Annotated in this window: 21 protein-coding genes; 14 read left to right on the forward strand and 7 right to left on the reverse strand. The window is 68.9% G+C overall.

The window, feature by feature from the left end:
• Positions 1 to 60: 60 nt before the first annotated feature.
• Positions 61 to 951: a LysR family transcriptional regulator gene (locus tag VF651_03825; GenBank protein HEX7964826.1), complete on the reverse strand. Its 891-nt coding sequence runs from the start codon at positions 949 to 951 to the stop codon at positions 61 to 63.
• A gap of 130 nt (positions 952 to 1,081) precedes the next feature.
• Here VF651_03825 and VF651_03830 point away from each other — a divergent pair, with 130 nt between their 5' ends.
• Entirely contained in the window at positions 1,082 to 1,657 is a 576-nt protein-coding gene (locus tag VF651_03830; protein ID HEX7964827.1) for a carboxymuconolactone decarboxylase family protein, read from the forward strand.
• A 51-nt stretch (positions 1,658 to 1,708) separates the two neighbouring features.
• Complete coding sequence (locus tag VF651_03835) at positions 1,709 to 2,638, forward strand: DMT family transporter (GenBank protein HEX7964828.1); 930 nt, start codon at positions 1,709 to 1,711, stop codon at positions 2,636 to 2,638.
• On the opposite strand, the gene VF651_03840 is transcribed toward VF651_03835, so the two are convergent.
• Positions 2,635 to 3,534: a DMT family transporter gene (locus tag VF651_03840; GenBank protein HEX7964829.1), complete on the reverse strand. Its 900-nt coding sequence runs from the start codon at positions 3,532 to 3,534 to the stop codon at positions 2,635 to 2,637. The genes VF651_03835 and VF651_03840 overlap by 4 nt on opposite strands.
• 43 nt (positions 3,535 to 3,577) lie before the next feature.
• Complete coding sequence (locus tag VF651_03845) at positions 3,578 to 4,483, reverse strand: transcriptional regulator GcvA (protein HEX7964830.1); 906 nt, start codon at positions 4,481 to 4,483, stop codon at positions 3,578 to 3,580.
• A gap of 112 nt (positions 4,484 to 4,595) precedes the next feature.
• On the opposite strand from VF651_03845, the gene VF651_03850 reads away from it, so the two are divergent.
• The 5 genes from VF651_03850 to VF651_03870 all read left to right on the forward strand — a co-directional run bounded on the left by VF651_03850 (position 4,596) and on the right by VF651_03870 (position 8,791).
• Positions 4,596 to 6,044 carry a pyridoxal-dependent decarboxylase gene (locus VF651_03850; protein HEX7964831.1) on the forward strand — a complete coding sequence of 483 codons (1,449 nt, stop codon included), beginning with the start codon at positions 4,596 to 4,598 and terminating at the stop codon, positions 6,042 to 6,044.
• A gap of 105 nt (positions 6,045 to 6,149) precedes the next feature.
• Complete coding sequence (locus tag VF651_03855) at positions 6,150 to 7,145, forward strand: EamA family transporter (GenBank protein HEX7964832.1); 996 nt, start codon at positions 6,150 to 6,152, stop codon at positions 7,143 to 7,145.
• A gap of 19 nt (positions 7,146 to 7,164) precedes the next feature.
• The gene (locus VF651_03860) at positions 7,165 to 7,812 is read left to right on the forward strand and encodes a glutathione binding-like protein (GenBank protein HEX7964833.1); all 648 of its coding nucleotides are present in this window, start codon (positions 7,165 to 7,167) and stop codon (positions 7,810 to 7,812) included.
• 11 nt (positions 7,813 to 7,823) lie between these two features.
• On the forward strand, positions 7,824 to 8,192 hold the full coding sequence (locus VF651_03865) for a VOC family protein (protein HEX7964834.1): 369 nt from the start codon (positions 7,824 to 7,826) through the stop codon (positions 8,190 to 8,192).
• Between the two features lie 122 nt (positions 8,193 to 8,314).
• Positions 8,315 to 8,791, forward strand: coding sequence for a hypothetical protein (locus tag VF651_03870; protein ID HEX7964835.1), 477 nt, complete (start codon positions 8,315 to 8,317; stop codon positions 8,789 to 8,791).
• Here VF651_03870 and VF651_03875 read toward each other — a convergent pair.
• Complete coding sequence (locus VF651_03875; GenBank protein HEX7964836.1) at positions 8,775 to 9,284, reverse strand: Lrp/AsnC family transcriptional regulator; 510 nt, start codon at positions 9,282 to 9,284, stop codon at positions 8,775 to 8,777. The genes VF651_03870 and VF651_03875 overlap by 17 nt on opposite strands.
• Positions 9,285 to 9,572: 288 nt before the next feature.
• Positions 9,573 to 10,130: a TetR/AcrR family transcriptional regulator gene (locus VF651_03880; protein HEX7964837.1), complete on the reverse strand. Its 558-nt coding sequence runs from the start codon at positions 10,128 to 10,130 to the stop codon at positions 9,573 to 9,575.
• 104 nt (positions 10,131 to 10,234) lie between these two features.
• On the opposite strand from VF651_03880, the gene VF651_03885 reads away from it, so the two are divergent.
• A complete protein-coding gene (locus VF651_03885) occupies positions 10,235 to 10,777 on the forward strand; it encodes a peroxidase-related enzyme (protein HEX7964838.1) in 543 nt (180 codons plus the stop codon).
• Between the two features lie 37 nt (positions 10,778 to 10,814).
• On the opposite strand, the gene VF651_03890 is transcribed toward VF651_03885, so the two are convergent.
• Both VF651_03890 and VF651_03895 read right to left on the reverse strand, forming a co-directional pair.
• On the reverse strand, positions 10,815 to 11,723 hold the full coding sequence (locus VF651_03890; GenBank protein ID HEX7964839.1) for a pirin family protein: 909 nt from the start codon (positions 11,721 to 11,723) through the stop codon (positions 10,815 to 10,817).
• Between the two features lie 4 nt (positions 11,724 to 11,727).
• Entirely contained in the window at positions 11,728 to 12,282 is a 555-nt protein-coding gene (locus VF651_03895; protein HEX7964840.1) for an outer membrane beta-barrel protein, read from the reverse strand.
• A 132-nt stretch (positions 12,283 to 12,414) separates the two neighbouring features.
• Here VF651_03895 and VF651_03900 point away from each other — a divergent pair, with 132 nt between their 5' ends.
• The 6 genes from VF651_03900 (at position 12,415) to VF651_03925 (ending at position 24,692) form a co-directional block, all read left to right on the forward strand.
• Positions 12,415 to 14,295 carry an adenylate/guanylate cyclase domain-containing protein gene (locus VF651_03900; GenBank protein HEX7964841.1) on the forward strand — a complete coding sequence of 627 codons (1,881 nt, stop codon included), beginning with the start codon at positions 12,415 to 12,417 and terminating at the stop codon, positions 14,293 to 14,295.
• A 17-nt stretch (positions 14,296 to 14,312) separates the two neighbouring features.
• A complete protein-coding gene (locus VF651_03905) occupies positions 14,313 to 15,089 on the forward strand; it encodes a DUF928 domain-containing protein (protein HEX7964842.1) in 777 nt (258 codons plus the stop codon).
• A gap of 29 nt (positions 15,090 to 15,118) precedes the next feature.
• Positions 15,119 to 18,469: a CHAT domain-containing tetratricopeptide repeat protein gene (locus VF651_03910; protein ID HEX7964843.1), complete on the forward strand. Its 3,351-nt coding sequence runs from the start codon at positions 15,119 to 15,121 to the stop codon at positions 18,467 to 18,469.
• A 23-nt stretch (positions 18,470 to 18,492) separates the two neighbouring features.
• The gene (locus VF651_03915) at positions 18,493 to 21,855 is read left to right on the forward strand and encodes a CHAT domain-containing tetratricopeptide repeat protein (protein HEX7964844.1); all 3,363 of its coding nucleotides are present in this window, start codon (positions 18,493 to 18,495) and stop codon (positions 21,853 to 21,855) included.
• 81 nt (positions 21,856 to 21,936) lie between these two features.
• Positions 21,937 to 23,226 carry an MFS transporter gene (locus VF651_03920; GenBank protein ID HEX7964845.1) on the forward strand — a complete coding sequence of 430 codons (1,290 nt, stop codon included), beginning with the start codon at positions 21,937 to 21,939 and terminating at the stop codon, positions 23,224 to 23,226.
• A gap of 278 nt (positions 23,227 to 23,504) precedes the next feature.
• A complete protein-coding gene (locus tag VF651_03925; protein HEX7964846.1) occupies positions 23,505 to 24,692 on the forward strand; it encodes an HD domain-containing phosphohydrolase in 1,188 nt (395 codons plus the stop codon).
• Positions 24,693 to 24,700: the final 8 nt, after the last annotated feature.

Raw genomic sequence — 24,700 nt, forward strand, 5'->3', positions numbered from 1 at the left:
GTGTCCCAGACATATCTCGATGCGCAGCCAAGTCAGGCCATCAAGCGGCCGATTCGCGCGTCAGGCGGCGAAACGCTCCTTCAGGAAATCCACCATCACCCGCACCTTGTTCGGCAGGTAAGCGCGGCTCGGATAGACGATCCAGGCGGCGGTGTCGAAGGTCGTCGCGGTCACGGCGTAGCCGGGGAACAGGTCCACCAGCACGCCGTCACGCAGCAGGCCTTCCACCAGCCAATACGGCAGCAGGCAGGGGCCGAGACCGAGCACCGAGAGATCCCGCAGCGCGGTGAAGGTGGAGAGCGTCACGTCGCCCCGCACCGGCACTTCGGTGACGCGGCCCTGCGCGTCCTTGAACAGCCAGTTGGGGCGGAACACCTGGTAGGGCGGCAGCAGGCACGCATGGCCGGCGAGGTCCGCCGGCGAGCGCAGCGGAGGGGCCGATTTCAGATAGGCCGGGCTCGCCACGACCCTGTAAGGCGTGTCCATGAGCCGGCTGGCGACGAGGTCTCCTTCCACCGTCGGCGCGAGCCGGATCGCGAGGTCGATCCGGTCCGCCACGAGGTCCAGGTTCTCGTCCGTGAAGACGCAATCCAGCTTCACGCCGGGATGGCGCCGCCTGAACTCCGGCAGCAGCGGCACGATGCAGAGTTGCCCGAAGGTCACCGAGGCGGTGAGCCGCAGCGTGCCGGCGGGCTCGGCCGAGACCTTGCGCGCCTCGTCGAGGGCGCCTTCCAGTTCCGTCACCAGCGGCTCGACCTTCGCCAGGAAGAGTTCGCCCGCCTCCGTGAGCGCCACGCGCCGGGTGCTGCGCTGGAAGAGCCGCGCCCCGAGCTCGGTCTCGAGCGTGGCCATCAGGCGCGACACCGTGGAAGGGTCGAGGTTGTGGTCGCGAGCCACGGTGGCGAAGCTGCCGCGCCGCGCCACCTCGGCGAAGAGTTTCAGGGATTCCATGTCCATTGATGCAGTATGCGCATTAATCCAGTGCAATGGAACTACTTTGTCGATGATTTATGAGCCAATACCATGCCTGACCCCTGTGCCCCCTGTTGGAGGCGGGCACGCCAAGTCAGGAGCCCATGCCATGAAACCGTTCGCCGTCCATACCCTGGAGAGCGCTCCCCAGGCCTCCAAGTCCCTGCTCGAGATGTCCCAGAAGGACTGGGGCTTCATCCCCACCCTGCACGCGGTGCTCGCGGAAAGCGCGCCCACCCTCGAGGCCTACCAGCAGCTCTTCAAGCTCTCCACCCAGTCGGGCATGTCGCCCGCCGAGCAGCAGCTGGTGTACCTCACGGTCAGCGTGTTCCACGGCTGCGAATACTGCGCCGCCGGCCACACCTACCTCGCCCGCATGTCGAAGCTCGACGAGGACGTGATCAAGGCGGTGCGTGAGGAGAAGCCCGTCTCCAACGCCCGGTTGCAGACCTTGAGGTCCTTCACCGAAGCGGTGGTGCGCGAGCGCGGCTTCGTGGGCGACGCGGCCGTGGAGAAGTTCATCGCCGCCGGCTACACCCAGGCCAACGTGCTCGAGGTGCTGCTGATCATCGCCTGCAAGACCATCTCGAACTACGTCAACCACATCGCGCACACGCCCCCGGAGTCCTTCATGAGCGACCCGGCGCTCAACTGGAAGGCTCCGCGCAAGCGCCGCGTGGCCTGACGGGACTGGCGGCGGCCGGCGGGCGTACATCGCCCGCCGGCCGATACCGGCATGGGAACGCATCAAGTCTCCACCCGCTGGGCCTTGCCGGCTGCCGCGCTCGCGGTGCTGCTCTGGTCCTCGTCCTATTCCGCGATGGCCTACGCGCTGCGGGTGTTCACGCCGGGCGAGATCTCGTTCCTGCGCTTCGCCGTGGCGAGCGCGGCGCTGGCGGTCCCCACCTGCCTGGGCTGGATCCGGCTGCCGCCGCGGCGCGACTGGCCCGCGGTCATGGTCCTCTCGTTCCTCGGCAACGTCGCCTACCAGCTCTGCCTGGGTTACGCGCTCGTCCATATCACCGCCGGCATGGTCTCGGTGGTGCTCTCCATGACCCCGGCCGCCACTTCCGCATTGGCGGTGCTGCACCTCAAGGAACGGCTCAGTGCCCGCGCCGTGGCCGGGCTCGGCATCGCCTTCGGCGGCGCGCTGCTGGTGACCTTGGGCCGGGGGAGAGTGGGCCACTTCGAGCCGGGGGCGCTGCTGGTGCTGTTCGCGGTGCTGCTGAATGCCGTCTACTTCGTGTACCAGAAGCCCTTGCTGGCACGCAGCAGCGCCATCGGCTTCACCGCCGCCAGCACCTACGCAGCGATGCTGGGCCTCGCGCCCTTCGCGCTGGCGCTGCCGTGCAAGCTGCCCGCCGTATCGACGGCGCAGATCTGCTCGCTGCTCTACCTGGGCATCCTGCCTACGGTCGCGGGGTATCTGTGCTGGTCCTGGGCCCTGGCCCGGGCGCCCGCGTCGCGGGTGTCCAACTTCCTGTACCTGCTTCCGGTCAGCGGCTGTGCCATCGCCTGGCTATGGCTGGGAGAGCTGCCTAGCTGGCCGGCGGTGATGGGCGGCGTGATCGCCCTCGCGGGCGTGGCGCTGGCGACGGCGCCTGCGGGAGCATCGCGCTGGCTTGCGGGTAAATCCGGCGGGCCAGCGCCGGACCCGGGGAACTAGTTGACCGGCGTGCGATTCATGTAGCGCACCAAGGCCGGCCCGGTCTCGACCAAGACCACGCCCAGCAGGATCAGCCCGCAACCGGCGGCGGCGAGCGGCGTCAGCCGCTCGTGCAGCATCACCGCGCCCGCGAGCGCCGCGAACACGCTCTCCAGGGACATGATCAGCGCCGCTTCGGCGGGCGGCGTGTGCTTCTGCGCCACGATCTGCAGCGTGTAGGCGACGCCCCCCGAGAGCAGGCCCGCGTAGAGGATGGCGGGCGTGGCGGCGGCGATGCCCGGCAAGGAGACAGGCTCGAACAAGAGGCCTGCCCCGAGGCCTAGCACTGCGGTGATGGCGTACTGGGCGAAGGACAGGAAGAACGGCCGGTGGGTGCGTTCCAGGAAGTCGCCGATCACGGTGATGGCGAGCGCCCAGGCGAAATCCGCCAAGAGCACCAGCAGGTCGCCGCGCGACCAGTGGCGCGCGCTGCCGTCGTCCGTGAGCAGCCAAGCCCCCCAGATGGAGACGGCGCAGGCCGCGATCACCAGCGCGCGCGGGCGCTTGCGCGCCATGCCCCATACCATGAACGGCACGATCACCACGTAGAGCGCCGTGAGGAAGCCGCCGTTGGTGGCGGAGGTGGTGACGAGGCCCACCTGCTGCAGGCTGGCACCGGCGAACAGGCACAGGCCCACGATGAGCGCCTGCAGCCAGTCGCGCCGGCTGAGCCCGATGCTCTGACGGCGCGCTTCATATAAGACCAGCGGGATCAGCGCGAGCGCCGAGAGCAGGAAGCGCGAGCCCACGAACAGCACCGGCGCCATGCTCTGGTTCGCGTCCTTCTGGGCGATGAAGGCCGTGCCCCAGATGAAGGCGGTGAGCAGCAGCAGCAAGTCGGCGCGCAGGCGGTTCATGTCAGGCCTTGTTCTTGTGGGCGCGAGGGTAGCAGTCCGCGCTTCAGGCGGCAGCTTTGTGCTTGCCCATGCCGCGCGCTTCCTCCTGCAGCCACTCCACGAAGGCCTGCACGGAAGGATCGCCGCCGCGGCTCTTGGGGTGCACCGCGTAGAACGCGAGCTCCACCGGCAGGTTGATGCTGAAGGGCTTCACGAGGCGCCCCGCCTCGATCTCCGCCTGCACCAGCGGCGCGGAGGCGAGCGCCACGCCCTGGCCCTCGATGGCGGCCTGGATCAGCACGTTCATGTCCTCCACCACGAGGCCCTGGCGCGCGTCCACGCCGTGCGCGCCGGCGAGCTCCAGCCACTGCTGCCAGTGGCGGTGGGTGGTGTCGTGCAGCAGCGCCACGTGCTTGAGGTCCGAGGGCTCGCGCAGGGGGTGCGCGCCCTTGAGCAGCCGCGGCGAGCACACCGGGAACTCCTCCGGCGTGAACAGGCGCAGCGCGGTCACGCCGGGCCAGCGGCCACGGCCGTAGCGGATCGCGAGGTCGATGCCGTCCCGGTCGAAGTCCGTGAGCTGGGGCGAGGTGCTGAGGCGGATCTCGAGCTCCGGGTGGCCCTTCTGGAAGCAGTGCAGGCGCGGCACCAGCCAGCGGGCGGCGAGGGAGGCGAGGGTGCTCACCGTTAGCACCTGCTTGCTGCTGTCCACCCGCACCGCCTCCACCGCCTCGCGGATCTGGTCGAAGGCGCTCTGCACGCCGAACGCGAACTCGCGGCCGCGGGCCGTGAGCTGCAGCCCGCGCGGCAAGCGGTGGAACAATTCGCAGCCCAGGAAGTCTTCCAGTTGGCGTACCTGGCGGCTCACGGCACCGTGGGTCACGTGCAGCTCCACCGCGGCCTTGCTGAGGCTGCCGTGGCGGGCGGCGGCCTCGAAGGCCTTGAGGGCGTTGGGGGGAGGCAGGTTTCGCATGGGTTACCCGTCAGTTATTTGCACATCTAAATGTGAAAAAACATGATTAGTTAGGCCTATCAACCGAAACTTACACTAGGCTTCTGTGAAAATTCCTAACAGTATATAGCACATGGACAACAAGCCTGAGTTGAGCCTCGATCCCCAGGACTGGGACGAGTTCCGCCGCTTCGCCCATGCGGCGCTGGACGACTCCCTCGACTACCTCGCCGGCATCCGTGAGCGGCCCTGGCAGCCGGTCCCGGCGGCGGTGCGCACGCGGCTCACGGCGGGCGTGCCCCGCCAGGGCGAGGGCGTGCAGGCGGCTTACCGTGACTACCGGGAACTGGTGCAGCCCTATCCCACCGGCAACGGCCATCCCCGCTTCTGGGGCTGGGTGCACGGCAACGGCACGCCCCTCGGCGTGGTGGCGGACATGCTGGCGGCCACGCTGAACGTGAACGCCGTGGGCTTCGACCAGAGCTCGACCCTCGTGGAACTGCAGGTCATCGAGTGGTTCAAGGAGATCATGGGTTTCCCGGCCGAGGCCAGCGGCATCCTGGTGAGCGGCAGTTCCGTGAGCAACCTCGTGGGCATGAACGTGGCGCGCAGCGCCATGGCGCCGTTCCCGGTGCGCCGCGAAGGCCTCAGCGGCCACGCGCGCCTGATGTTCTACACCTCCTCCGAGACCCACAACTCCGCCCAGAAGGCGGTTGAGCTCATGGGTCTCGGTGCCGAGTCCCTGGCCTGCATCCCCGTGCAGGGTGATTTCCGCATGGACCTCGCTGCGCTCAAGGCCCGCATCGCCGCGGACCGGCGCGCCGGGCGCCTGCCGGTGTGCGTGGTGGCGAACGCCGGCACGGTCAACACCGGCGCGGTGGACGAGCTGGACGCCATCGCCGACCTCTGTCGCGACGAGAAGATGTGGCTGCACGTGGACGGCGCGTTCGGTGCCTGGGGCGTGCTGGATCCCGGTTCACGTGCGCTGCTGAAGGGCATGGAGCGCGCCGACTCCGTGGCTTTCGACCTGCACAAGTGGATGTACCTGCCCTACGACGTGGGCTGCGTGCTGGTGCGCGACCGCGTGAAGCACAAGGATGCCTTCGCGGTGGCGGCGAGCTACCTCAACAAGCTGGAGGGCGGCATCGCCAACGGTGCGGTGGCCTTCGCCGACTACGGTCCGCAGCTCTCGCGCGGCTTCCGCGCCCTCAAGGTGTGGATGAACCTCAAGGCCTACGGCCTGGAGCGCTTCGCCGCGCTCATCAGCCAGAACCTGGAGCAGGCGCGCTACCTCGAGGCACGCGTGAGGCGGGAGCCGGACCTGGAGCTGCTGGCGCCGGTGCCGCTCAACGTGGTGAACCTCCGTTACCGCAAGCCCGGCGTCCCCGACCCGGTGCTGGACGAGCTCAACGCGCGCATCCTGGTGGCGCTGCAGGAGCGGGGCATCGCCGCGCCGTCCTCCACCGTGCTCAAGGGCCGCTTCGCGATCCGCGTGGCTATCATTAATCACCGCAGCACGCGCGCGGACTTCGACGCCCTGGCGGACGGAGTGCTGGCCCTGGGGCGCGAGCTCTCCCTTTGATGTGAGTTACACGCATATCAGACGGTGCAAAAACATCGTTTGTTTCGTGTAAATGCCCGCTCCTAGAATAGCGGCCTGTGAAAATTGCTTACAGGCTGCTAGCCCATGATCTCGCCTTCTGAAGAACGTGTCGAGCGCGCGGCTCTCGTCGAGTTGGACGCGGTGGTGAGTGCGGCGCGGGGTGTCGAGTCGCCCGAAGCGGAGCCCGCGCCCGCATCGCCGGCCCGCGCCTCCCTGTGGCCCGTGGTACTGGCCCTCGCCACCACCCTGGTGCTGTGGGCCTCGGCCTTCACTGGCATCCGCTACGCGGTGCGCGAGTACGACGCGCTCGGCCTCGCGCTCACCCGCAACACCGTCACCGCCCTCGCCATGCTCGCCGTGGCGCTGGCCTGGAAGCGCGAAGCCTTCGCGCGCCTCACGGCGGGCGAGTGGCTCAGGCTCGCGGCGGCCGGCATCGTCGGCATCGCCACCTACCAGGGCGCACTCATCCTCGGCGAGCGCAGCGTGGACGCCGGCACCGCCTCGCTCATCATCAACACCTCGCCCATCTTCACCGCGCTGCTCGCGCTCGTGTTGCTGCGCGAGCACCTGGGCACCCGGGGCTGGCTCGGCGTCCTCATGGGCTTCGTGGGCGCCGTGCTGCTGGTATCTGGCCAGCACGGTGGCACGCGGGTGGAGGCAGGCGCGCTGTTCGTGCTGGTGGCGGCGGTGGCCCAGGCGGTGAGCTTCATCATCCAGAAGCCGCTGCTCGCGAAGTTCGGTCCCTTCACGGTCACCGCCTGGGTGGCGGTGTTCGGCGCGCTCTCGCTGCTGCCCTGGACCGCGCAGGCTGCCCATGGCCTCAGCACCGCTTCGGCACCCGCGACGCTCGCGGTGCTGTACCTTGGCCTCTTCCCCGCGGCCATCGGCAATCTCACCTGGGCCTACGCCCTCTCGCGCCTGCCGGCGGGCCGCGCCGCCGCAGCGCTCTATCTCGGCGGACCCATCGCCATGCTCATCTCCTGGCTCTTCCTGGGCGAGCAGCCGGCGCTGCTCGCCATGGTGGGCGGCGGCGTGGTGATCGGCAGCGTGGCACTGGTGAACATGCGCGGCCGTGGTTGAACCCGACGAGGTATCCGACATGCTGAAGCTTTACTACTCTCCCGGCGCATGCTCTCTCGCTCCGCACATCCTGCTGGAAGAGCTGGGCCTGCAGTACCAGCTGGAACTCGTGGCCCTGGCCGAGAACAAGCAGCAGACCCCTGGATACCTCGCCATCAACCCCAAGGGCCGCGTGCCGGCGCTCCTCACCTTCGAAGGCGAGGTGCTGACGGAGGCGCCGGCGGTGTCCTGGTACATTGCCCTGCAGGCTCCCCACGCGAGCCTCATCCCCCACGGCACGCTGGCGCAGGGCCGGTGTCTGGAGTGGTTCAACTGGATCTCGGGCACGGTGCACGCCATGGCCTACGGCCAGCTCTGGCGTCCGCACCGCTTCGTGGCGGACGAGGCGCTGTACGGCGCGGTGAAGGCCAAGGGGCAGGAGATGGTGCTGGAGCACTATGCCTCCATCGAGCGGCGCATGGCCGGACGCGACTGGGCCGTGGGCAACGCCTACACCCTGGTGGATCCCTACCTGCTGGTGTTCTACCGCTGGGGCGGGCGCATCGGCCTCGACATGCGCGCCGGCTACCCGGGGTGGACCCGCCACGCCGAGCGCGTGATCGCGCGCGCCGCCGTGCAGCGGGCGCTGCAGCAGGAAGGCATCCAGATTTGGAACAAAGCAGCGTAAGGAACGGACCCATGCTCGATCATCTCGAAGTCGAAGTGCGCGACCTCGCGGCCAGCCGGCGCTTCTACAGCGCCGCGCTCGCGCCGCTCGGCTACGCTGTGAAGGTCGAGGGTCCGAGCCTCGGCTTCGGGGACGAGCGGGCCAAGGACTTCTGGATCAAGTCCGGCACTCCCGCCGAGCGGCCGCTGCACTATGCGTTCAACTGCCCCAGCCAGGAGCACGTGAGAGCGGCATATGAAGCCTCACTCATGGGAGGCGGCGCCGGCGACCGTACCCCGGCACTCCTGCCCCACATCCACCCCCATTACTTTGCAGGCTTCGTCTTCGATCCTGACGGTAACTTGGTGGAATTCGTCACCCACGCGCCAGAGTCTGCTTAAGACCCTTTGGCTCCCACTGCCCTGGCAATACGCCTTCGCGGGCGTATACTGGTTCTAGATATATGTAAAATCGAACCAGGGTAAATCCGCCAGGGAAGGCTCCTGCAGCAGGAGACCAGCGGATGAGCAAGCAGTATCTACGCCTCACGTTCTACGGGCGCGCGACACCCGTGCATGTTGAGATCGGCCAGGTGGACGCGGACGACATCCTCGGCGGAGTGAAAGGCCTCGCCGCCGGAGGCAAGGACATCCAGGCGTTCTATCTTTTCCCCGTCAGCGACGCCCTGAGCGTTCTCATCTCCGTGAGCGAGATCCAGACCTTGCAGCTCACCTCCCAGCCCAACGGCGACTGGAAGCCGGCGGCGCATAAAGGCGGCGTGGCGTTCTTCCTCAAGGGCCGCACCGAACCGCTGGTGCTGGACTACACCGGCCACGGCCCGCTGGACGACATGTTCCACGGCCTCGCCGAGATGCGCTACGGCGAGGAGATCCCCGGCTGCATCATGCTCACGGACGGTGCCGGCGAACCGGCGTTCTTCCGCATGGACGAGATCCAGTACGCCGTGGTCAAGACGGGCCTCATCAAGCGCCTGTCTTGAGCTCCTCGGCTGCGAGCCGTTCCTGCACCGTCGGCACGTACACCGGGAATCCCGGGTTGCGCCGCTCCTCGAAGATCAGCCGCGTCTCGATGTGCACGATCTCGGGGCGCACCGACAGCGCGTTGATGATGAACTCGCGCAGGTGCTCCACGTCGCGCACCGCCACGTGCAGCATGAAGTCGTCGTCGCCGGAGACGTGGAAGAACGACACCACCTCGTCGCGTGCCAGCACGTGGCTGCGGAACGAGTCGATGTCCTCCCGGTCGTGGCGCGTCATGCGCAGGCACACCATGGCCTGGGCCCCCACGCCCACGCCCTTGGGGTTGAACTCCGCGTAGAAACCGGAGATGGCTCCACCGTCCACCAGGCGCCGCACCCGCGTGATGCAGGTGGAGGGCGCGATGCCCACTCGCGCCGCCAGCACCTTGTTTGGGATGCGCGCGTTCTGCCGAAGTTCTCTCAGGATATTGAGGTCGGTCTTATCGTAATTCATGATTCCACCCTTTTTGCCGATATTAATTCGGCTTATTACCCGAGGCCGCGAAAATATAGTACCTTCCGGGGGCTAAATCCAGAACCGCCATGAACGGTCGGGCTGCTCCCCTGGGGCGGCTATCTAAGCAGAGCTACATCGGGTGGAGGTGTCTCGCAGGGTCCGGACGCTGCCTAAAGGGGGCGAGGCGGCCGGACCAGGAAGACACGCAAGGATAGGGCCGTCCGGCGCGAGCCGGGCGGCCTCATCTTTTGGGGGTCTTCTTCCGGGCGAGGCGCTGCTTGCCGTTCACGGCGCCAGTTCGTCACCGAGCTGGCGCAGCAGGCGGCGGAAGGGCCCGGTGTCGCCCCGAGCCTGGGCCAGGATCAGCGCCCCCTCGATGCGTGCCACCGTGTCCTCAGCGCGTTCCCTTGCGGCGCGACGGTCCGAACCGGCATCGCGCAGGGCTCCCGCCAGCGCGTCGATCCAGGCATCGAAGATCCGCTGCAGGCGCTTCCTGAACAGCGTGCGCGAATCCCCCACCGTGAGCGTGCCCAGCAGGCAGGCGGCATTGCCGCCGTCGTAGAGCGCATCCAGGCTCTTCAGCATGCGGCCGATGCGCTGCCGGGGCGGAGTCTCTTCGCCGAGGGGGCCGAGCACGTGTTCCTGCATCCAGGACTCGGTCACGTCCAGGACCACGTTCCCCATGTCCTCCTTCCCGCCGGGGAAGTAGTGGTAGAGGCTGGCCTTGCCGAGGCCGGTGGCTTCGGCGATGCGGGCGAGGGTGGCGCCCTCGAAGCCGCGCTCGCGGAACACGGCCATGACGCGGTCCACGACTTCACTCTTGGGGAGCAGGGGGGCGGGCATGGGTCTATTGTACCGCAAGGTACAACGAGTGTTGACAAGGCGGACATCGGCCAGTATTGTACCGACCGTTCGGTACAAACACACTCAACTCAAGGAGCCTGACCATGTCCCGTATCGCCCCCCTGGCCCAGCCCGCCGGCGAAGCCAAGACCCTGCTGGATGCCGTCCAGAGCAAGCTCGGCGCCACCCCCAACATGTTCCGCACCTTCGCCCATTCGCCGGCGGCGCTGAACGGCCTGCTGGGCCTGTTCGCCGCCGCCGATGCCGGTTCCCTCGGCAAGCCCCTGGTCGAGAAGATCGCCCTGGTGGTGGCGGAGGCGAACGGCTGCCAGTACTGCCTCTCGGCCCACAGCTACCTCGGCAAGCATGTGGCCAAGCTCGATGACAAGGCCCTGGAACAGGCCCGCTCCGGCCGCTCGCAGGACGCGCGCGAGCAGGCGGCGCTGCGTTTCGCCGGCGCCTTGCTGGAGGAGCGCGGGCACGTGAGCGATGCTGAGCTCAAGGCGGTACGGGATGCCGGGTTCTCGGATGCCGCGATCCTGGACATCGTCACCGCGGTGGCGCTCAACGTGCTCACCAACTACGCGAACGTGGTGACCCAGGTGGAAGTGGATTTCCCGGTGGTGAAGCTCAGGTCCGCAGCCTGAGTTGTGACGGTGCCGCACCCGCGAGGGTGCGGCACATTCAGCGGTGGGATTTGAGGCGCGCGGTGAGTTCCGGCGACACCAGCCGCGGACCGTCATAGCCCTGCACCTCGCCGAAGCGGGCCGCGCGTTCTTCCCACTCCCGCCGCGCCGCCTGCATCTCCTCGTTGCTGCGGCCCACGAAGTTCCACCACAGCAGCACGTCCTCGCCGAAAGGTACGCCGCCCAGGAGGAACACGTGGGCCGGCGCCTCGTTCTCCAGCAGCATGCCGTCGCGCCCCGCCCCCAGGTAATAGAGGTTGCCGGGTTCCGCCTGCAGGCCCTCCAGCGTGAGGCTGCCGGAGATGGGCAAGAGCGCGTGCTCGAAGGCCGGATCCAGGGGCAGCCTGCGGCGGCCGGTGTCCTTGAGCTGGATGTCGAGCCCCACCATGGGCGAGTGCACCTTCGCGGGGGAGCGTTCCCCCAGCGCATCGCCCACGATGAGCGAGAGCTTGAGCCCGTCACGCTGCATCGCCGGCAGCGCCGCGTGGTGGTCGAAGGCGGCGGCGCCGTGGCGCGCGGATTCCGGCAACGCGATCCAGAACTGCAGGCCGTGCAGGTCCTGCGGATGGGGATGCGGGCTCTCCTCGGAATGGGAGATGCCATGGCCCGCGGTCATGAGGTTGAGCTGGCCGGGGCGGATGAGCTGTCTCGAGCCCAGGCTGTCCCGGTGCAGCACCTCGCCGGCATAGAGCCAGCTCACGGTCTGCAGCCCCATGTGCGGATGCGGCCCCACGCGCATGCCGGCGTCTTCGGCTTCCAGCGGCACGGGCCCGTAGTGGTCCAGGAAGCACCAGGCCCCCACCATGCGCCGCAGGCGGTGGGGCAGGGCGCGGCGCACCTGCATGTTCGAGCCCACCGTGGCCACGTGGACCGGCAGGCTCTCGATGAACGGGCTCGGGACGCTCATGGCATCAATATAGGTACCGCAGCCCGATCACCCAACTGTGCGCATCGCTGAACCAGACATATTGGGCGCGCAAGGTGAGGCCCTCGGTGAACTCGTAGCTCTCGCCGAGGCGCAGCCCGGTATCGGTCAGGCCGACGTTGGCTTTCTCCACGCCGGTGTTGAGTTCCAGCCGGTCCGTGACCTTGGAGCGCAGGCCCCATACCCAGCGGTAGCCATCCTGCGTGACCGAGCTGCCGTTGCCGCTGACCTGCTTGTGCAGGTAGTCCACCGAGAGGAACACATCCACCGGCTGGAAGTGCACGCGGTAGCCCGGCCCCAGGAACAGCGTATTGCTGGTCACGTCGCCCGGCACGCTGTTGTCCTTCAGGTGGTAGTACAGGCCTTCCGCGAAGAAGCCGCTGCCGATGTCGTACGAGCCGTTGACCGCGAATCCGTCCGCATCGCCGCTATCGGTCACGATGCGCGCGTACAGGAGCTCCGCCAGGTTGTAGCTGGGCTTGTCGTCCGCCAGCGCGAGGGACGGCAGTGCCAGCGCCAGCACCAGGAGGACCTTTGGCATGATTCGGTGCATACCGGCTCCCGCGAGATCACCTATATATAGGTAGCCGCAAGTCTAACATTGGTCCCCCAAGCGGCACGCCGTCCCCGCCTCCCGCATAATGGTGCGGTCTTTGCAGCGGCGAAGCGCGGCATGGCTCCCTTGCAGGGCTACCTCAAGTACCTGTTCCTGGCGGCGGCGGTACCGTTACTGGTGTTGCTGCTCGTGTTGTTCGCGCGCGCGCCGGTAGTGCAGGACTTCGAGGCCTGGGGCTACGACCTCCTGGTGCACGCCGCCGTGCGCACCCCGGCCGACCCCGACATCCTGGTGGTGGACTTCGACAACGCGCTGCTGCAGAAGCTGCGACGCTACCCGGTGCCGCGCGGCACCGTGGCGGAGGTGCTGCAGAAGGTGGCGGCGGACCGTCCCGACCTCATCGGCTTCGACCTCCTGCTCTCGGAGCGCCGCGGCGCGGAGGAGGACAAGCGCCTCGCCGCGGCCATGGCCGGGGCAGGCGACGTGGTGGTGGCGGCCCAGCTCGGCAGCGACGACATCCCCGCCAGCGAGCCCCTGCCCGAGTACTGCGTGCTGGACGCGGCCAACCCCTCCAGCTGCAAGGAGGGCGCGGCGCTCGCCGCCGGCTTCATCAACATGCCGGTGGATGACGACGGCTTCGTGCGGCGCATGTTCCTGCTGCCGCCGCGCGGCTACCCGGCGCTGCCGTTCCCGGTGGTGCTCGCCAGCAACCGCCTGCGCCTGCCGCTCACGCCCTGCGGCACGGACGTGTGCCTGGGCGGGCGGCGCATCGCGCTGGATGGCAGCAGCCTGCGCACCGCGCTCATCGGCTGGCCCAGCGGGTTGCCGCGGGTGATCCCCGCCGGCGAGGTGCTGGCCGGGCGCGTGCCTGCCGGCACCTTCACCGGCCGCGTGGTGCTCATCGGCCAGAGCAGCGCCGCCGGCAACGACCTGCACTTCACCCCCCAGTTCCGCTTCCGCCGGCCCGACGGCAGCCGGCTGCAGATGCCGGGCACGCTGGTGCACGCGGCCGCGCTGCAGACGCTGCTCGAGGGCGGCGCGATCCGGCCGATTACCACCATTTCGAGTTTCGTGTTGGCCGGCGCCTACATGGCGCTGGCCCTGTTCCTGATCCTGTTCGCCGCGCCGCGCTGGAGCCTGCCGGCCGTGCTGCTGCTGATGCTGGCGGCGGCCTTCATCGCCGGCTGGCTGTTCGGGCACCGCCAGCTCTGGCAGCCTTTCATGCTCTGCGAGCTCGGCCTCCTGCTCAGCCTGCCTGCGGGTTTCGGCTACCGCTTCGTGGAGGAACGTTGGCTCAAGGGCCGCGCCGAGCGCGAGCGCCACGAGCTCATGGGCCTGTTCTCGCGCTACGTGTCGCCGCAGGTGGCGGCCGAGATCTGGTCGCGGCGCGCCGAGATCACGCTGGCCGGCGAGGAGCGCTACGCCACTGTGATGTTCACCGACATCCGCAACTTCACCGCCATCACCGCCGGCAAGCCGCCCGGCGAGGTGCTGCTGTGGCTGAACGGCTACCTCACCGAGATGAGCGCGGTGATCGAGGCGCACCACGGCTTCCTCAACAAGTTCATCGGCGACGGCATCATGGTGCTGTTCGGCGTGCCGCTGAGCGGCGGGCCGGCGGAGGACGCGGTGCACGCGCTGCAGACCGCGCTCGACATGCTCCAGCGGGTGGAGGAGTGGAACCGCCGCCACCGCGGCGACCCCCGCTACCCCGAGGTCAGCATCGGCATCGGCATCCACAGCGGCAAGGTGACGGCCGGCAACGTGGGCTCCGACACCCGCGTCGAGTACTCGGTGATCGGCGCGGCAGTGAACCTGGCCTCGCGCCTGGAGAGCCTCACCAAGGAGTTCCACGTGCCGGTGATCATGACCGCCGACACCGAGTTCCTGGTGCGCGGGCGCTTCAGGACCCGCGACCTGGGGGAGACCCAGGTACGCGGTTTCGAGGGCAGCGTCCGGGTCTATACTGTCGAGGGGGAGATCAAGAGAGATACCTAGACGTGGAGGGGATGACCATGGCCCTGCGCATCGCGTTGCTGTCCCTGAGCCTTTACCTGCCCGTGGCACTGGCCGGTACGCCACCCGCGTCCACCGCCGCGCCGCCGGCCGCGGCCAAGCCCGCCAAGGCCGCGCCCGTGAAGAAGCCGCGGGTGGTGACGGTGCTCGCCGGATTCGACCTCCTCGACAAGGACGCGCTCAAGAAGCAGAGCATGGCGGCGGGCGCCTCCCGCGACCTCGGCACCGCGCCGGTGGCGCTGGCGCCGCGCCTCGGCAAGGTCTACGGCCTCACTCCCGAGTTCTGCTGGAACGGCGCGACCGGCGCCGGCCAGTACGTGTTCACCCTGTGGGACGACGCCCAGAACGCCGTCTACCGCGGCGACGTGAAGGGCTACCGCTTCCGCTATCCCGCCGGCGCGACGGCGCTGGTGCCGGGCAAGACCTACTTCTGGACCGTGGAGACGCCGCCCAGCATGTCCGGCAGCCAGCAGTCGGAGCCGGTGGGCTTCGTGGTGGTGTCCGGCGAGCAGCGCGCGGCCGTCGAGCAGAAGCTCGCGGCGGCGGGCAGCGGCGAGGGCTACGACGCCGAGCTCGCTCGTGCCCGGGCCTACACCGACGCGCGCCTGTGGTACGACGCGGTGGGCGCCTACCTCGCGCTCATGCACAAGTACCCGGCCAAGGCGGAACTGTACGATGCGCGCGGCACCCTGTTCGCGCAGTTGCCGGTGACGCGCAAGGACGCGGACCAGGACTTCGAGCACGCGGAGCAGTTGCGCGCCGGCACCACGCCCTAGCCCATCCGCGTCCCCCGCCGGAGTCATCCATGCGCGCCCTGTCTGCCGCCTTTTTCCTCATCCTCTGCGGCTGCGCCGCGGACGCGCCCAAGCCCGTGGACTGGCAGGCCGAGCGCATCCAGGTGTATGACCTGGGCTCCGCGGCCCATTACCGGGAAGCCCTGGCGCCGGCGCGGCGCGAACGGGCCGGTGCGGAGCAGGCGCTGCCGCCGGCGTCCCCGGAGCTCGCCGGCGCGCTCATGGACCTCGCCTACGTGGAGCGGGAATCCGGCGCCTACGCCGATGCCGCGGCGCATTACCGCCGGGCGCTGGAGATCCGCCGCGCCGCCTTCGGCGCGCAGAGCGCCGAGGCCGCCGAGAGCCTGGCCGCGCTGGCGCGGGACGAATACCTGCAAGCGGACCTGCCTTCGGCGGTGGCCGACTTCAAGGCGGCGCTCGAGGCCCAGGAGAAGGCGGGCGCGCCGGACGACGTGCTCGCGGTCACCCTCACCGACTACGCCCGCTGCCTCGCGGACTACAACGAGCTGGAAGCGGCCCAGGGGCTCATGGACCGGGCCCTGGCCATCCGCGAGAAGATGCCGGGGCCGCGCCAGATCGACCTCGCCCATGCCCTCAACCAGGCCGCCTTCCTCGCCATCATGAACGGCGATGACGAGACCGCCGCCAAGCTCCTCAAGCGCTCCCTCGGCATCCTCGACGTCCCCGGCGGGCTGGAGCGCCCGGAGCTCGCCTACGCGCTCGACCTCTCGGGCAATGTGGACCTGGACAGCGGTGCGTATCCCGACGCAGAGCCCAAGTTCCGCCGCGCCCTCGGGATATTCACCCGCGTGTACGGGCCGGACCACCAGGAGGTGGCGAACGCGCTCAACGACATCGCCCGCGCCTTCGACGACGAGGGGCGCTACGCCGAGGCGGAGGACTACTACAACCGCTCCATCGCCGCCTACCGGCGCGCCATGGGCGGGCAGAACATCAACCTCGCCAGCGTCATGGACAACCTGGCGCAAATGCAGAGCACCGCCGGCAAGTTCCGCGAGGCGGAGGCCAACTTCAAGCGCGCCATCGCCATCGACGAGGCCGGCTGGACCGCGGACCGCATCAACGCCGCCTACGACTACAACAACCTGGCGCAGCAGTACCGGGAGCTCGGCCGCTACGCGGAAGCGGAGCCGCTGATGCTCAAGGCCCTGGACATCTTCCAGCGGCGTCTGCCGCCGGACCACCCGAACATCGCCGTCATCCTCAACAACCTCTCGGTGCTGTACGTCGAGCAGCGGGACTTCGCCAAGGCCGAGCCCTACGCCAAGCGCTCGCTGGAGATGGGCGTGAAGGCGTTGGGGCCGGACAACCCGCAGGTGAGCACTGCCTACAACAGCCTCGCCCAGGTGTACGAAGGCCAGGGGCGCTATGCCGAGGCGGAGCCGCTGTACATCAAGGCCTATGAAATCGTGCGCAAGGCCCTGGGCCCGGGCCATCCGCTCACCGGCGAGGGCATCAACAATCTCGCCAACCTGTATGACCGGGAGGGCAAGTTCGCCCAGGCTGACAAGCTCTTTCCCCAGGCACTTGCGGTGCTGCGCAAGGCCTATGGGCCGCGCCACCCGCGCGTGCAGGAGACGCTCACCAACTACGCCGGTGAGCAGTACGCGGAAGGCCGTGATCCCGCCAAGGCGGGCGCGCTGTTCGATGAGTCCCTGGGCCTGCTCCACAGCATCTACGAGGAGCAGTTCGCCTACATGAACGAGCAGGACCGCCTGCAGTACTTCGCCCGCAGCCACGGCGACTTCCAGATCTACTACAGCTTCTGCCTCAAGAACCACGCGGCGCGCCCGGAGCTCGCCGGCAAGATGTACGACGTGCTGCTCTGGCAGAAGGGTCTCGTCGGCAACAGCATCGCGGCGCTGCGCGCCAAGATCGCCGCCAGCGGCGACCCCGAGGCGCTGGACCTCCTGGAGAAGCTCTCCGCCAGCAAGACCCGGCTGGCCAACCTCATCAACAACCCGGACGGGGACCGGGCCGCCTGGCAGAAGGCGGTGGACCAGCAGCAGAAGGATGCGGACGACCTGGAGCGGCGGCTGCTCAGCCGTTCCGGCGCCCTGGCGCAGGACCGCAAGCTGCAAGCCGTCACCTGGCGCGACGTGCAGAAGGCGCTGAAGCCCGGCGAGGCCGCGGTGGAGATGGTGCACTTCCAGTTCGAGGATGGGCAGCGCTTCACCGACGACTATTACTATGTCGCTCTCGTGCTCACACCCCGGAGCCGCGGGCCGCAGTTCGTGGTGCTCGGCAAGTCCAGGGATCTCGAGTCCGCGCCCGTGGCGGACTACGCGGCGCGCATCCGCAAGTTCGGCGCAGCGGGCGGCACCGCTTTCTATGGCGCTTTCTGGCGGCCCCTGGAGGCGGCGCTCGGCAAGGCCACGCGCGTCTACCTCGCGGCGGACGGCATGCTCAACCAGGCCTCGCTCGGCATCGTCGCGGACGGCCAGGGCCGGCTGCTCATGGAGCGCTATGACCTGCGCCTCGTCACCAGCAGCCGCGACCTCCTGCGCCCGGCCTATGCGGGCGGCGCCGCCACGGCGGTGCTGGTGGGCGGGCCGCATTTCGATCTGCCGCCGGGGCAGTACCTCGCGGCGGTGGCCGGCCTGGATGCGAACTCCGCGCACGGGCAGAAACTGGCCCAGCGCGGCAGCCCCGATCCCGATCTCGCCATGGCGCGGGATGCTGCCGGTAAATGCCCACTGCCGGACACCGGCGTGCTGTGTCCGCTACCCGGCGCGGCAGCGGAGGTGGACGGCATCGGCGCCGAACTCACCCGCGCCCGGTGGCAGCCCACGCTCTACCGGGACGACCAGGCTCTGGAGGAAGCGGTGAAGCAAGTGCGCCATCCGCGGGTGCTGCACCTCGCCACCCACGGCTTCTTCCTGCCGGACCAGAAGGTCCTGAGCGAAGACCCCATGCTGCGCTCGGGCCTCTACTTCGCCGGCGCGGACAACACCCTCTCCGGAGCCATGCCGCCGGAGGGGGCGGACGACGGTGTGCTTACAGCCTACGAGGCCACGCAGCTGGACCTGGAGGGCACCGAGCTCGTGGTGCTCTCCGCCTGCGACACGGGCCTCGGCAGCAGCCAGAGCGGCGAGGGCGTGTTCGGGCTTAACCGCGCGCTGCAGGAAGCCGGCGCCCAGGCGGTGCTCATGAGCATGTGGTCCGTGCCGGACCAGGAGACCCGCGAGCTCATGCAGCTCTTCTACAAGAACTGGCTCGGTGGCATGGAGAAGCACGAGGCCCTGCGCCAGGCGGAGCTCGCCGAGCGGGACGTGGTGAAGCAGCGCTACGGCCACGACCTGCCTTACTACTGGGGCGCCTTCGTCATGGTGGGCCGTTGATATAACGAGAACGAGGAGGGGGTATGCGCATCCGTCACGCGTCCGTCGTCCTTCTGCTGTCCCTGTCCGCCTGTGCGTCCGCGCCGCCCGCCGCGGCGCCGGACTGGAAAGCCCGCGCCGCCGAGCGTGAGGCTTACGAGCGCAAGGCGGATTACGTCCACGCCCTCGCCGCGGCGCGCCAGGAATACGCCGCCGCCCAGGCGGGCCTGCCCGCCGATTCCCCCGGGATGATGCAGGCGCTCTTGGACCTCGGCAGCGTCGAGGCCCGCTCGGGGCTCGGCTCAGAAGCGGAAGCGCATCTGCGCATGGCCCTGGACCTCGCCGCCCGGCAGCACGGCGCAGAGAGCCTCGAGGCGGCGCAGGCGCTCAGGCAGGTCGCCGCGAGCGAAGGCGCCCAGGCCAAGTGGGACGAGTCGGCGAGGGACCTCAAGGCCGCGCTCGCGATCCTGGAGAAGCTGCCGGCGGCGGATGCCGCCGAGACCGCCCGCACCCGCGGCGACCTCGCCATGGCCGAGTACAACCTGGGGGACATGGACGCGGCGGACGCGGACTACAAGCGCGCACTCGCGGTGCAGGAGCAACTGCCGGGCGAGGAGGGCAGGGAAGACCTGGCCGAGACCCTCACGGGCCAGGGCCTTCTGTTCCTCGTGAACGGCGACAACGACTCCGCGGGCAAGTCGTTGGACCGCGCCCTCAAGATCCTTGACCAGCCCGGCAAGCCCGCGACCCCGACGCTGGCCTACGCGCTGGACTACCTCGGCAACGTCAACCTCAACGAGGGCCGCAACGAGGAGGCGCTGGCGCTGTTCCAGCGCGCGCTCAAGATAGACGAGCAGAGCCTGGGGCCGGACAGCGTGGACGTCGCCAACGCGCTCAACGACCTGGCCCGCTGCTACGACAACATGGGCGTGTATGCGAAGTCGGTGCCGCTCTACCAGCGCTCCATCGCCACCTATATAAAGGTGCAGGGCGAGGAGAACGGCAACGTCAGCCAGGTGTCCGGCAACCTCGCCGGCACCTACGACTACCTGGGCGACTACGCCCGCTCCGAGGCGCTCTACCGCAAGGCCCTGGCGCTGGACGAGAAGCTGCTCGGCCCGGACAACATGCAGACCGCCTACGACCTCAACAACATGGCGGTGCTGTACCGGGACATGGGCCGCTTCGCGGACGCGATCCCGCTCATGGAGCGCGCCACCGCCGTGTTCCAGAAGATCTACCCGCCGGACCACCCCAACATCGCCATCGCCCTCAGCAACCTCGCGGTGCTCTACGCCCACGAGCGCGACTACGCCAAGGCCCGCGACCTCGCCCAGCGCGCGCTCGCCATGTCGGTGAAGACCGAGGGCCACGACCACCCGGACGTAGCCGCCCGGCTCAACGTGCTGGCGGAGATCGCCGAAGACGAAAAGCACTATCCGGAAGCGGAGAAGCTCTACAAGGAGAGCGTGGCGGTGTACCGCAAGACCTTGGGGCCCGGCCACACCATCACCGCCCAGCAGAGCATCAACCTCGGCAAGTTCTACGGCCGGCGCAGCCGCTTCGCCGAGGCGGCGCCGCTGTTCGACAGCTCGCTCACGGCGATCCGCAAGGCCAACGGCGAGGCGAGCGATGTCGCCACCACCGCCGCGTTCATGGCGGGCGTCGAGCACTACGCCCAGGGGGACCGGCGCGGCGCCGGGCGCCTCTTCGGCGAATCGCTGGAGCGGCTGCACCAGGCCATGGCGACCCAGCTCCCCTACATGAACGAGCGGGACCGCCTGCAGTTCCTCGCCAACGTGGCCGAGCGCTTCCCCGAGTACTACAGCTACTGCGTGAAGTACCACGGCGAGGACCCCGGGCTCGCCGGCCGCATGTACGACGTGCTGCTCTGGCAGAAAGGCCTGGTGGGCGGCAGCATCGCGGCGCTGCGCGCCAAGATCGCCGCCAGCGGCGACCCCGAGGCCCTCGCGCTGCTGGACAAGCTCTCCGCCGGCAAGACCAGGCTCGCCACGCTGCTCAACTCCCCCGGCGAGGACCGCGCCGCCTGGCAGGCCGAGGTGCAGCGGCAGCAGGCCGCCACCGAGGACCTGGAGCGGGCCCTTGCACAACGTTCTGCAGCGCTGTCGGAGGACCGCCGCCTGCAGGCCGTCACCTGGGAACAGGTGCGGGACGGACTCAAGCCCGGCGAGGCGGCGGTGGAGATGGTGCGCTTCCCCTACAGCGAGGGCTGGGCCGAGGTGAGGGCGGACTACTACGTCGCGCTGGTGGTGACGCGCGAGACGCGCACCGCGCCCCAGCTCATCCTGCTGGGCAAGTCCACGGACCTGGAAGCCGCGCCGGTGGCGGACTACGCCACGCGCATCCGCAAGTTCGGCGCGGCCGGCGGCCACGCCTTCTACGACGCGTTCTGGAAGCCGCTCGAACCGGCCCTGGCCGGCGCCACCCGCGTGTACCTCGCCGCGGACGGCGTACTGAACCAGGCCTCCCTCGGCATCGTCGCGGACGGGCAGGGGCGCCTCCTGCTGGAACGCTATGACCTCGAGCTCGTGCCCAGCACCCGCGACGTGCTGCGCGCCGCTTCCAGCACCGCCTCCCGCGACGCGGTGCTCATGGGCGGCCCGGACTTCGCCCTCAAGGGCGGCAGTTATCTCGCCGCAGTGGAGAAGCTCGGCCAGGGCGCTCAAGCCGGGCCGCGCTATGCGATGGACCCGCTGCAACCCACCCGCGCGGTGCGCGGCGGAGAGGTCGGCAAGTGCCCACTGCCGGACACCGGCGTGCTCTGTCCGCTACCTGGTGCGGCAGCGGAGGTGGACGGCATCGGCGCCGAACTCACCCGCGCCCGGTGGCAGCCCACGCTCTACCGGGACGACCAGGCTCTGGAGGAAGCGGTGAAGCAAGTGCGCCATCCCCGGGTGCTGCACCTCGCCACCCACGGCTTCTTCCTGCCGGATCAGAAGGTCCTGAGCGAAGACCCCATGCTGCGCTCGGGCCTGTACTTCGCCGGCGCGGACAACACCCTCTCCGGAGCCATGCCGCCGGAGGGGGCGGATGACGGCGTGCTTACAGCCTACGAGGCCACGCAGCTGGACCTGGAGGGCACCGAGCTCGTGGTGCTCTCCGCCTGCGACACCGGTCTTGGCACCAGCCAGAGCGGCGAGGGCGTGTTCGGCCTCAACCGCGCGCTCCAGGAAGCCGGCGCCCAGGCGGTGCTCATGAGCATGTGGTCCGTGCCGGACCAGGAGACCCGCGAGCTCATGCAGCTCTTCTACAAGAACTGGCTCTCCGGCATGGAGAAGCACGAAGCCCTGCGCCAGGCGGAGCTCGCCGAGCGGGACGTGGTGAAGCAGCGCTACGGCCACGACCTGCCTTACTACTGGGGTGCCTTCGTCATGGTGGGTCGCTAGCGGCATGACAAATGCCACTAGGCGGAAACCCTAAGGCTAGGGCATGATGCGCATCCTTATATAGGAATGCCGGACCCCGCCATGAACCAGCCCGCCGCCGCCAAGCGTCCCTCGGTGTTCTCGAACCGGGACTTCGTGCTGCTGTTCTTCGGCAGCAGCATCTCCGCCATCGGCGACACCTTCACCCTGGTGGCGCTGCCCTGGCTCGTGCTCAAGCTCACCCACGACCCGGCGGCGGTCGGCCTCACCGCGCTCCTGCAGGCGCTGCCGCGCGCCCTGTTCATGTTCGTGGGCGGCGCGGTGGTGGACCGCAGCTCCCCGCGACGCATCCTGCTCATGTCCCGCGCCGTCAACTGCGCGTTCGTGGCGGTGCTCGCCGTGCTTGTGGTGACAGGCAAGATCCAGATGTGGGAGGTGTACGCCATCTCCCTGGGCATCGGCCTGTCCACCGCGTTCGTGTATCCGGCCGGCAGCGCCATCCTGCCGCAGCTCGTGGAGAAGGCGCATCTGCACGCGGCGAACGGCGTCATCATGGGCATGCGCCAGGTGGCCATGATCGTCGGCCCCATCCTCGCGGGCCTGCTGGTGGCGGCGGACATCACCACCAGCGCCGACCAGCGCCTGGCGGACGCCGGCGGCATGGGCCTCGCGTTCAGCATCGACACCGTGAGCTTCCTGTTCTCGCTGGTCTCGCTCTGGATGATCCGCGTCCACAGCGACTACCACCCGCCCAAGGCGGAAGGTCACATCCTGGCGGACGTGTGGAAGGGCTTCACCGGCGTGTGGGCAGACGTGCAGCTGCGCGCGTTCATCTCCTACGTGGGCATCGTCTCGCTGTTCGTGGGCGGTCCCGTGCAGGTGGGCCTGCCGGTGCTGGCGGACGACCGCCTGAGCAGCGCCGCCGCCTTCGGCATCCTCATGACGTCCTACGGGTTGGGCATGCTCGCCGGCAACGCCCTCTCGGTGCTGGTCACGCGCGCGGCGCGCGGCCACCTGGGGCTCATGATCCTCAGCCTCGACACCATCGCCGGCATCCTGTTCGCGCTCATGGGCGAGGTGCACTCCACGCTCGTGGGCTCACTCCTGCTCGCCGTGGTGGGCAGCTTCGCCGGCATCGGCCAGGTGGCGCTCATGAGCTGGATCCAGCAGCGCGTGCCCCAGGCCATGATGGGCCGCACCATGAGCATCCTGTTCTTCACCTTCCTCGGCGTGGGGCCGCTCTCGGCGGCCGTCGCGGGTCTCCTGCTCAAGGTCATCTCGCTCACGCAACTCTTCACGGGTGCGGGCGCCGCGCTCAGCGTCATCGCGCTCCTGTGCATGACGCGCCCGGCGCTGCGCAACATCACCCTGGCCCCCCGCGCCAAGGCCTGAACCCGAGCCCCGGCCGTCGCCTGCGCGGCGGCCGGGCAAGCTTTCGTTTCGTGTCATAAGTTTCCGCTAATCCGCTGAATAGGCGGCGGTTTGCTGCGCAGCTCGCCGTGCGTAGGCCATGCCTTACGTCGGCTGTCATATCTCCCCCACGCCCCAGCCCTTGCCGCCCCGTTCGGCAGGGGTCCAGACTCATCCTCGCTTGAGCCGGTGCTCGGCCCGGCTCTGTTGCCGCAGGCGATCCCCCTGAGAGGGGAGTGCGGTCTTGAGTGGAGTAGGGAGTGGAATCCAGCAAGCTCATGAAAGTGGCCGTCGGCGACCTGAAGATCGGCATGTACGTCGATCGTCTGGATCGCCCGTGGACGGAGACCCGCTTCATGTACCAGGGGTTCTTCGTCCAGAACCAGGAGGCCATCGAGGAACTGCAGCGCACCTGCGAACACGTGTTCGTGGATGCCGCGCGCCGCGAGGAGGCCAAGCCCGCTGCGCCGCGCCAGCTCCACGTCGAGCGCTACCCGGTGACCGCGCTGGCCGAGAAGGAGATCGTGCGCGCCAAGTCCATCCACCGGGAAGCCAGCGCCGCCGCCAAGGCCATATTCACCCAGATGCTGCAGAGCGGCCGGCTCGACATCGACCTCGCCCGCCTCACCGTCGGCACCATGCTGGACAGCATGCTGAGAAACCCGGACGCATTGGTCTGGCTCACCCGCATGAAGCAGCACGACTCCTACATCTTCAGCCACGCCCTCAACGCCTCCATCTGGGGTATCGCCTTCGCCCGGCACCTGGGGCTGGACCAAGACGAGATCTACGAGGTGGGCCTGGGCTGCATGCTGTTCGACGTGGGCAAGACCCAGCTCCCGCTCACCCTCCTGCTCAAGCCCATGCCGCTTACGGAGGAGGAGACCAAGCTCGAGCGCACCCACGTGGCCCACAGCCTCACCATCCTGCGCGGCATGGAAGGCATCACCCCGCGTATCATGGAGATGGTGAAGTGCCACCACGAGCGCTTCGACGGCAGCGGCTACGCCGGCGGCCTGAAGGGCGCCGCCATCCCCGTGTTCGCCAAGATCGCCGGTATCGTGGACACCTACGACGCCCTGGTGAGCTTCCGCCCCTATGCCGGCGAGCGCTCGCCCCACGAGGCCGTGCGCTACGTCTACGGCCTGCGCGGCACCCTGTTCCAGCCCGAGGTGGTGGAGAAGTTCATGCAGCTCGTGGGCGCGTTCCCCACGGGCTCCGTGGTGGAGCTCAACACCGGCGCGGTGGGCGTGGTGCTCGCCCAGAACCAGCAGCGCCTGCGTCCGCGCCTCGCCCTGGTGCTGGACGAGGACAAGCGCCGCATGGAGTATCCGGCGGTGGTGGACATGATGTACGACAATCCCTGGTCCGACAGCGGCCAGTTCTGGGTGGACCGTTGCCTGCAGAACGGCGCCTATGGAGTGGACCCTCAACAACTAGGCATCTGACTTCCGCG

The organism is Gammaproteobacteria bacterium, from assembly GCA_036383255.1.
Taxonomy (GTDB): domain Bacteria; phylum Pseudomonadota; class Gammaproteobacteria; order Natronospirales; family REEB76; genus DASUBN01.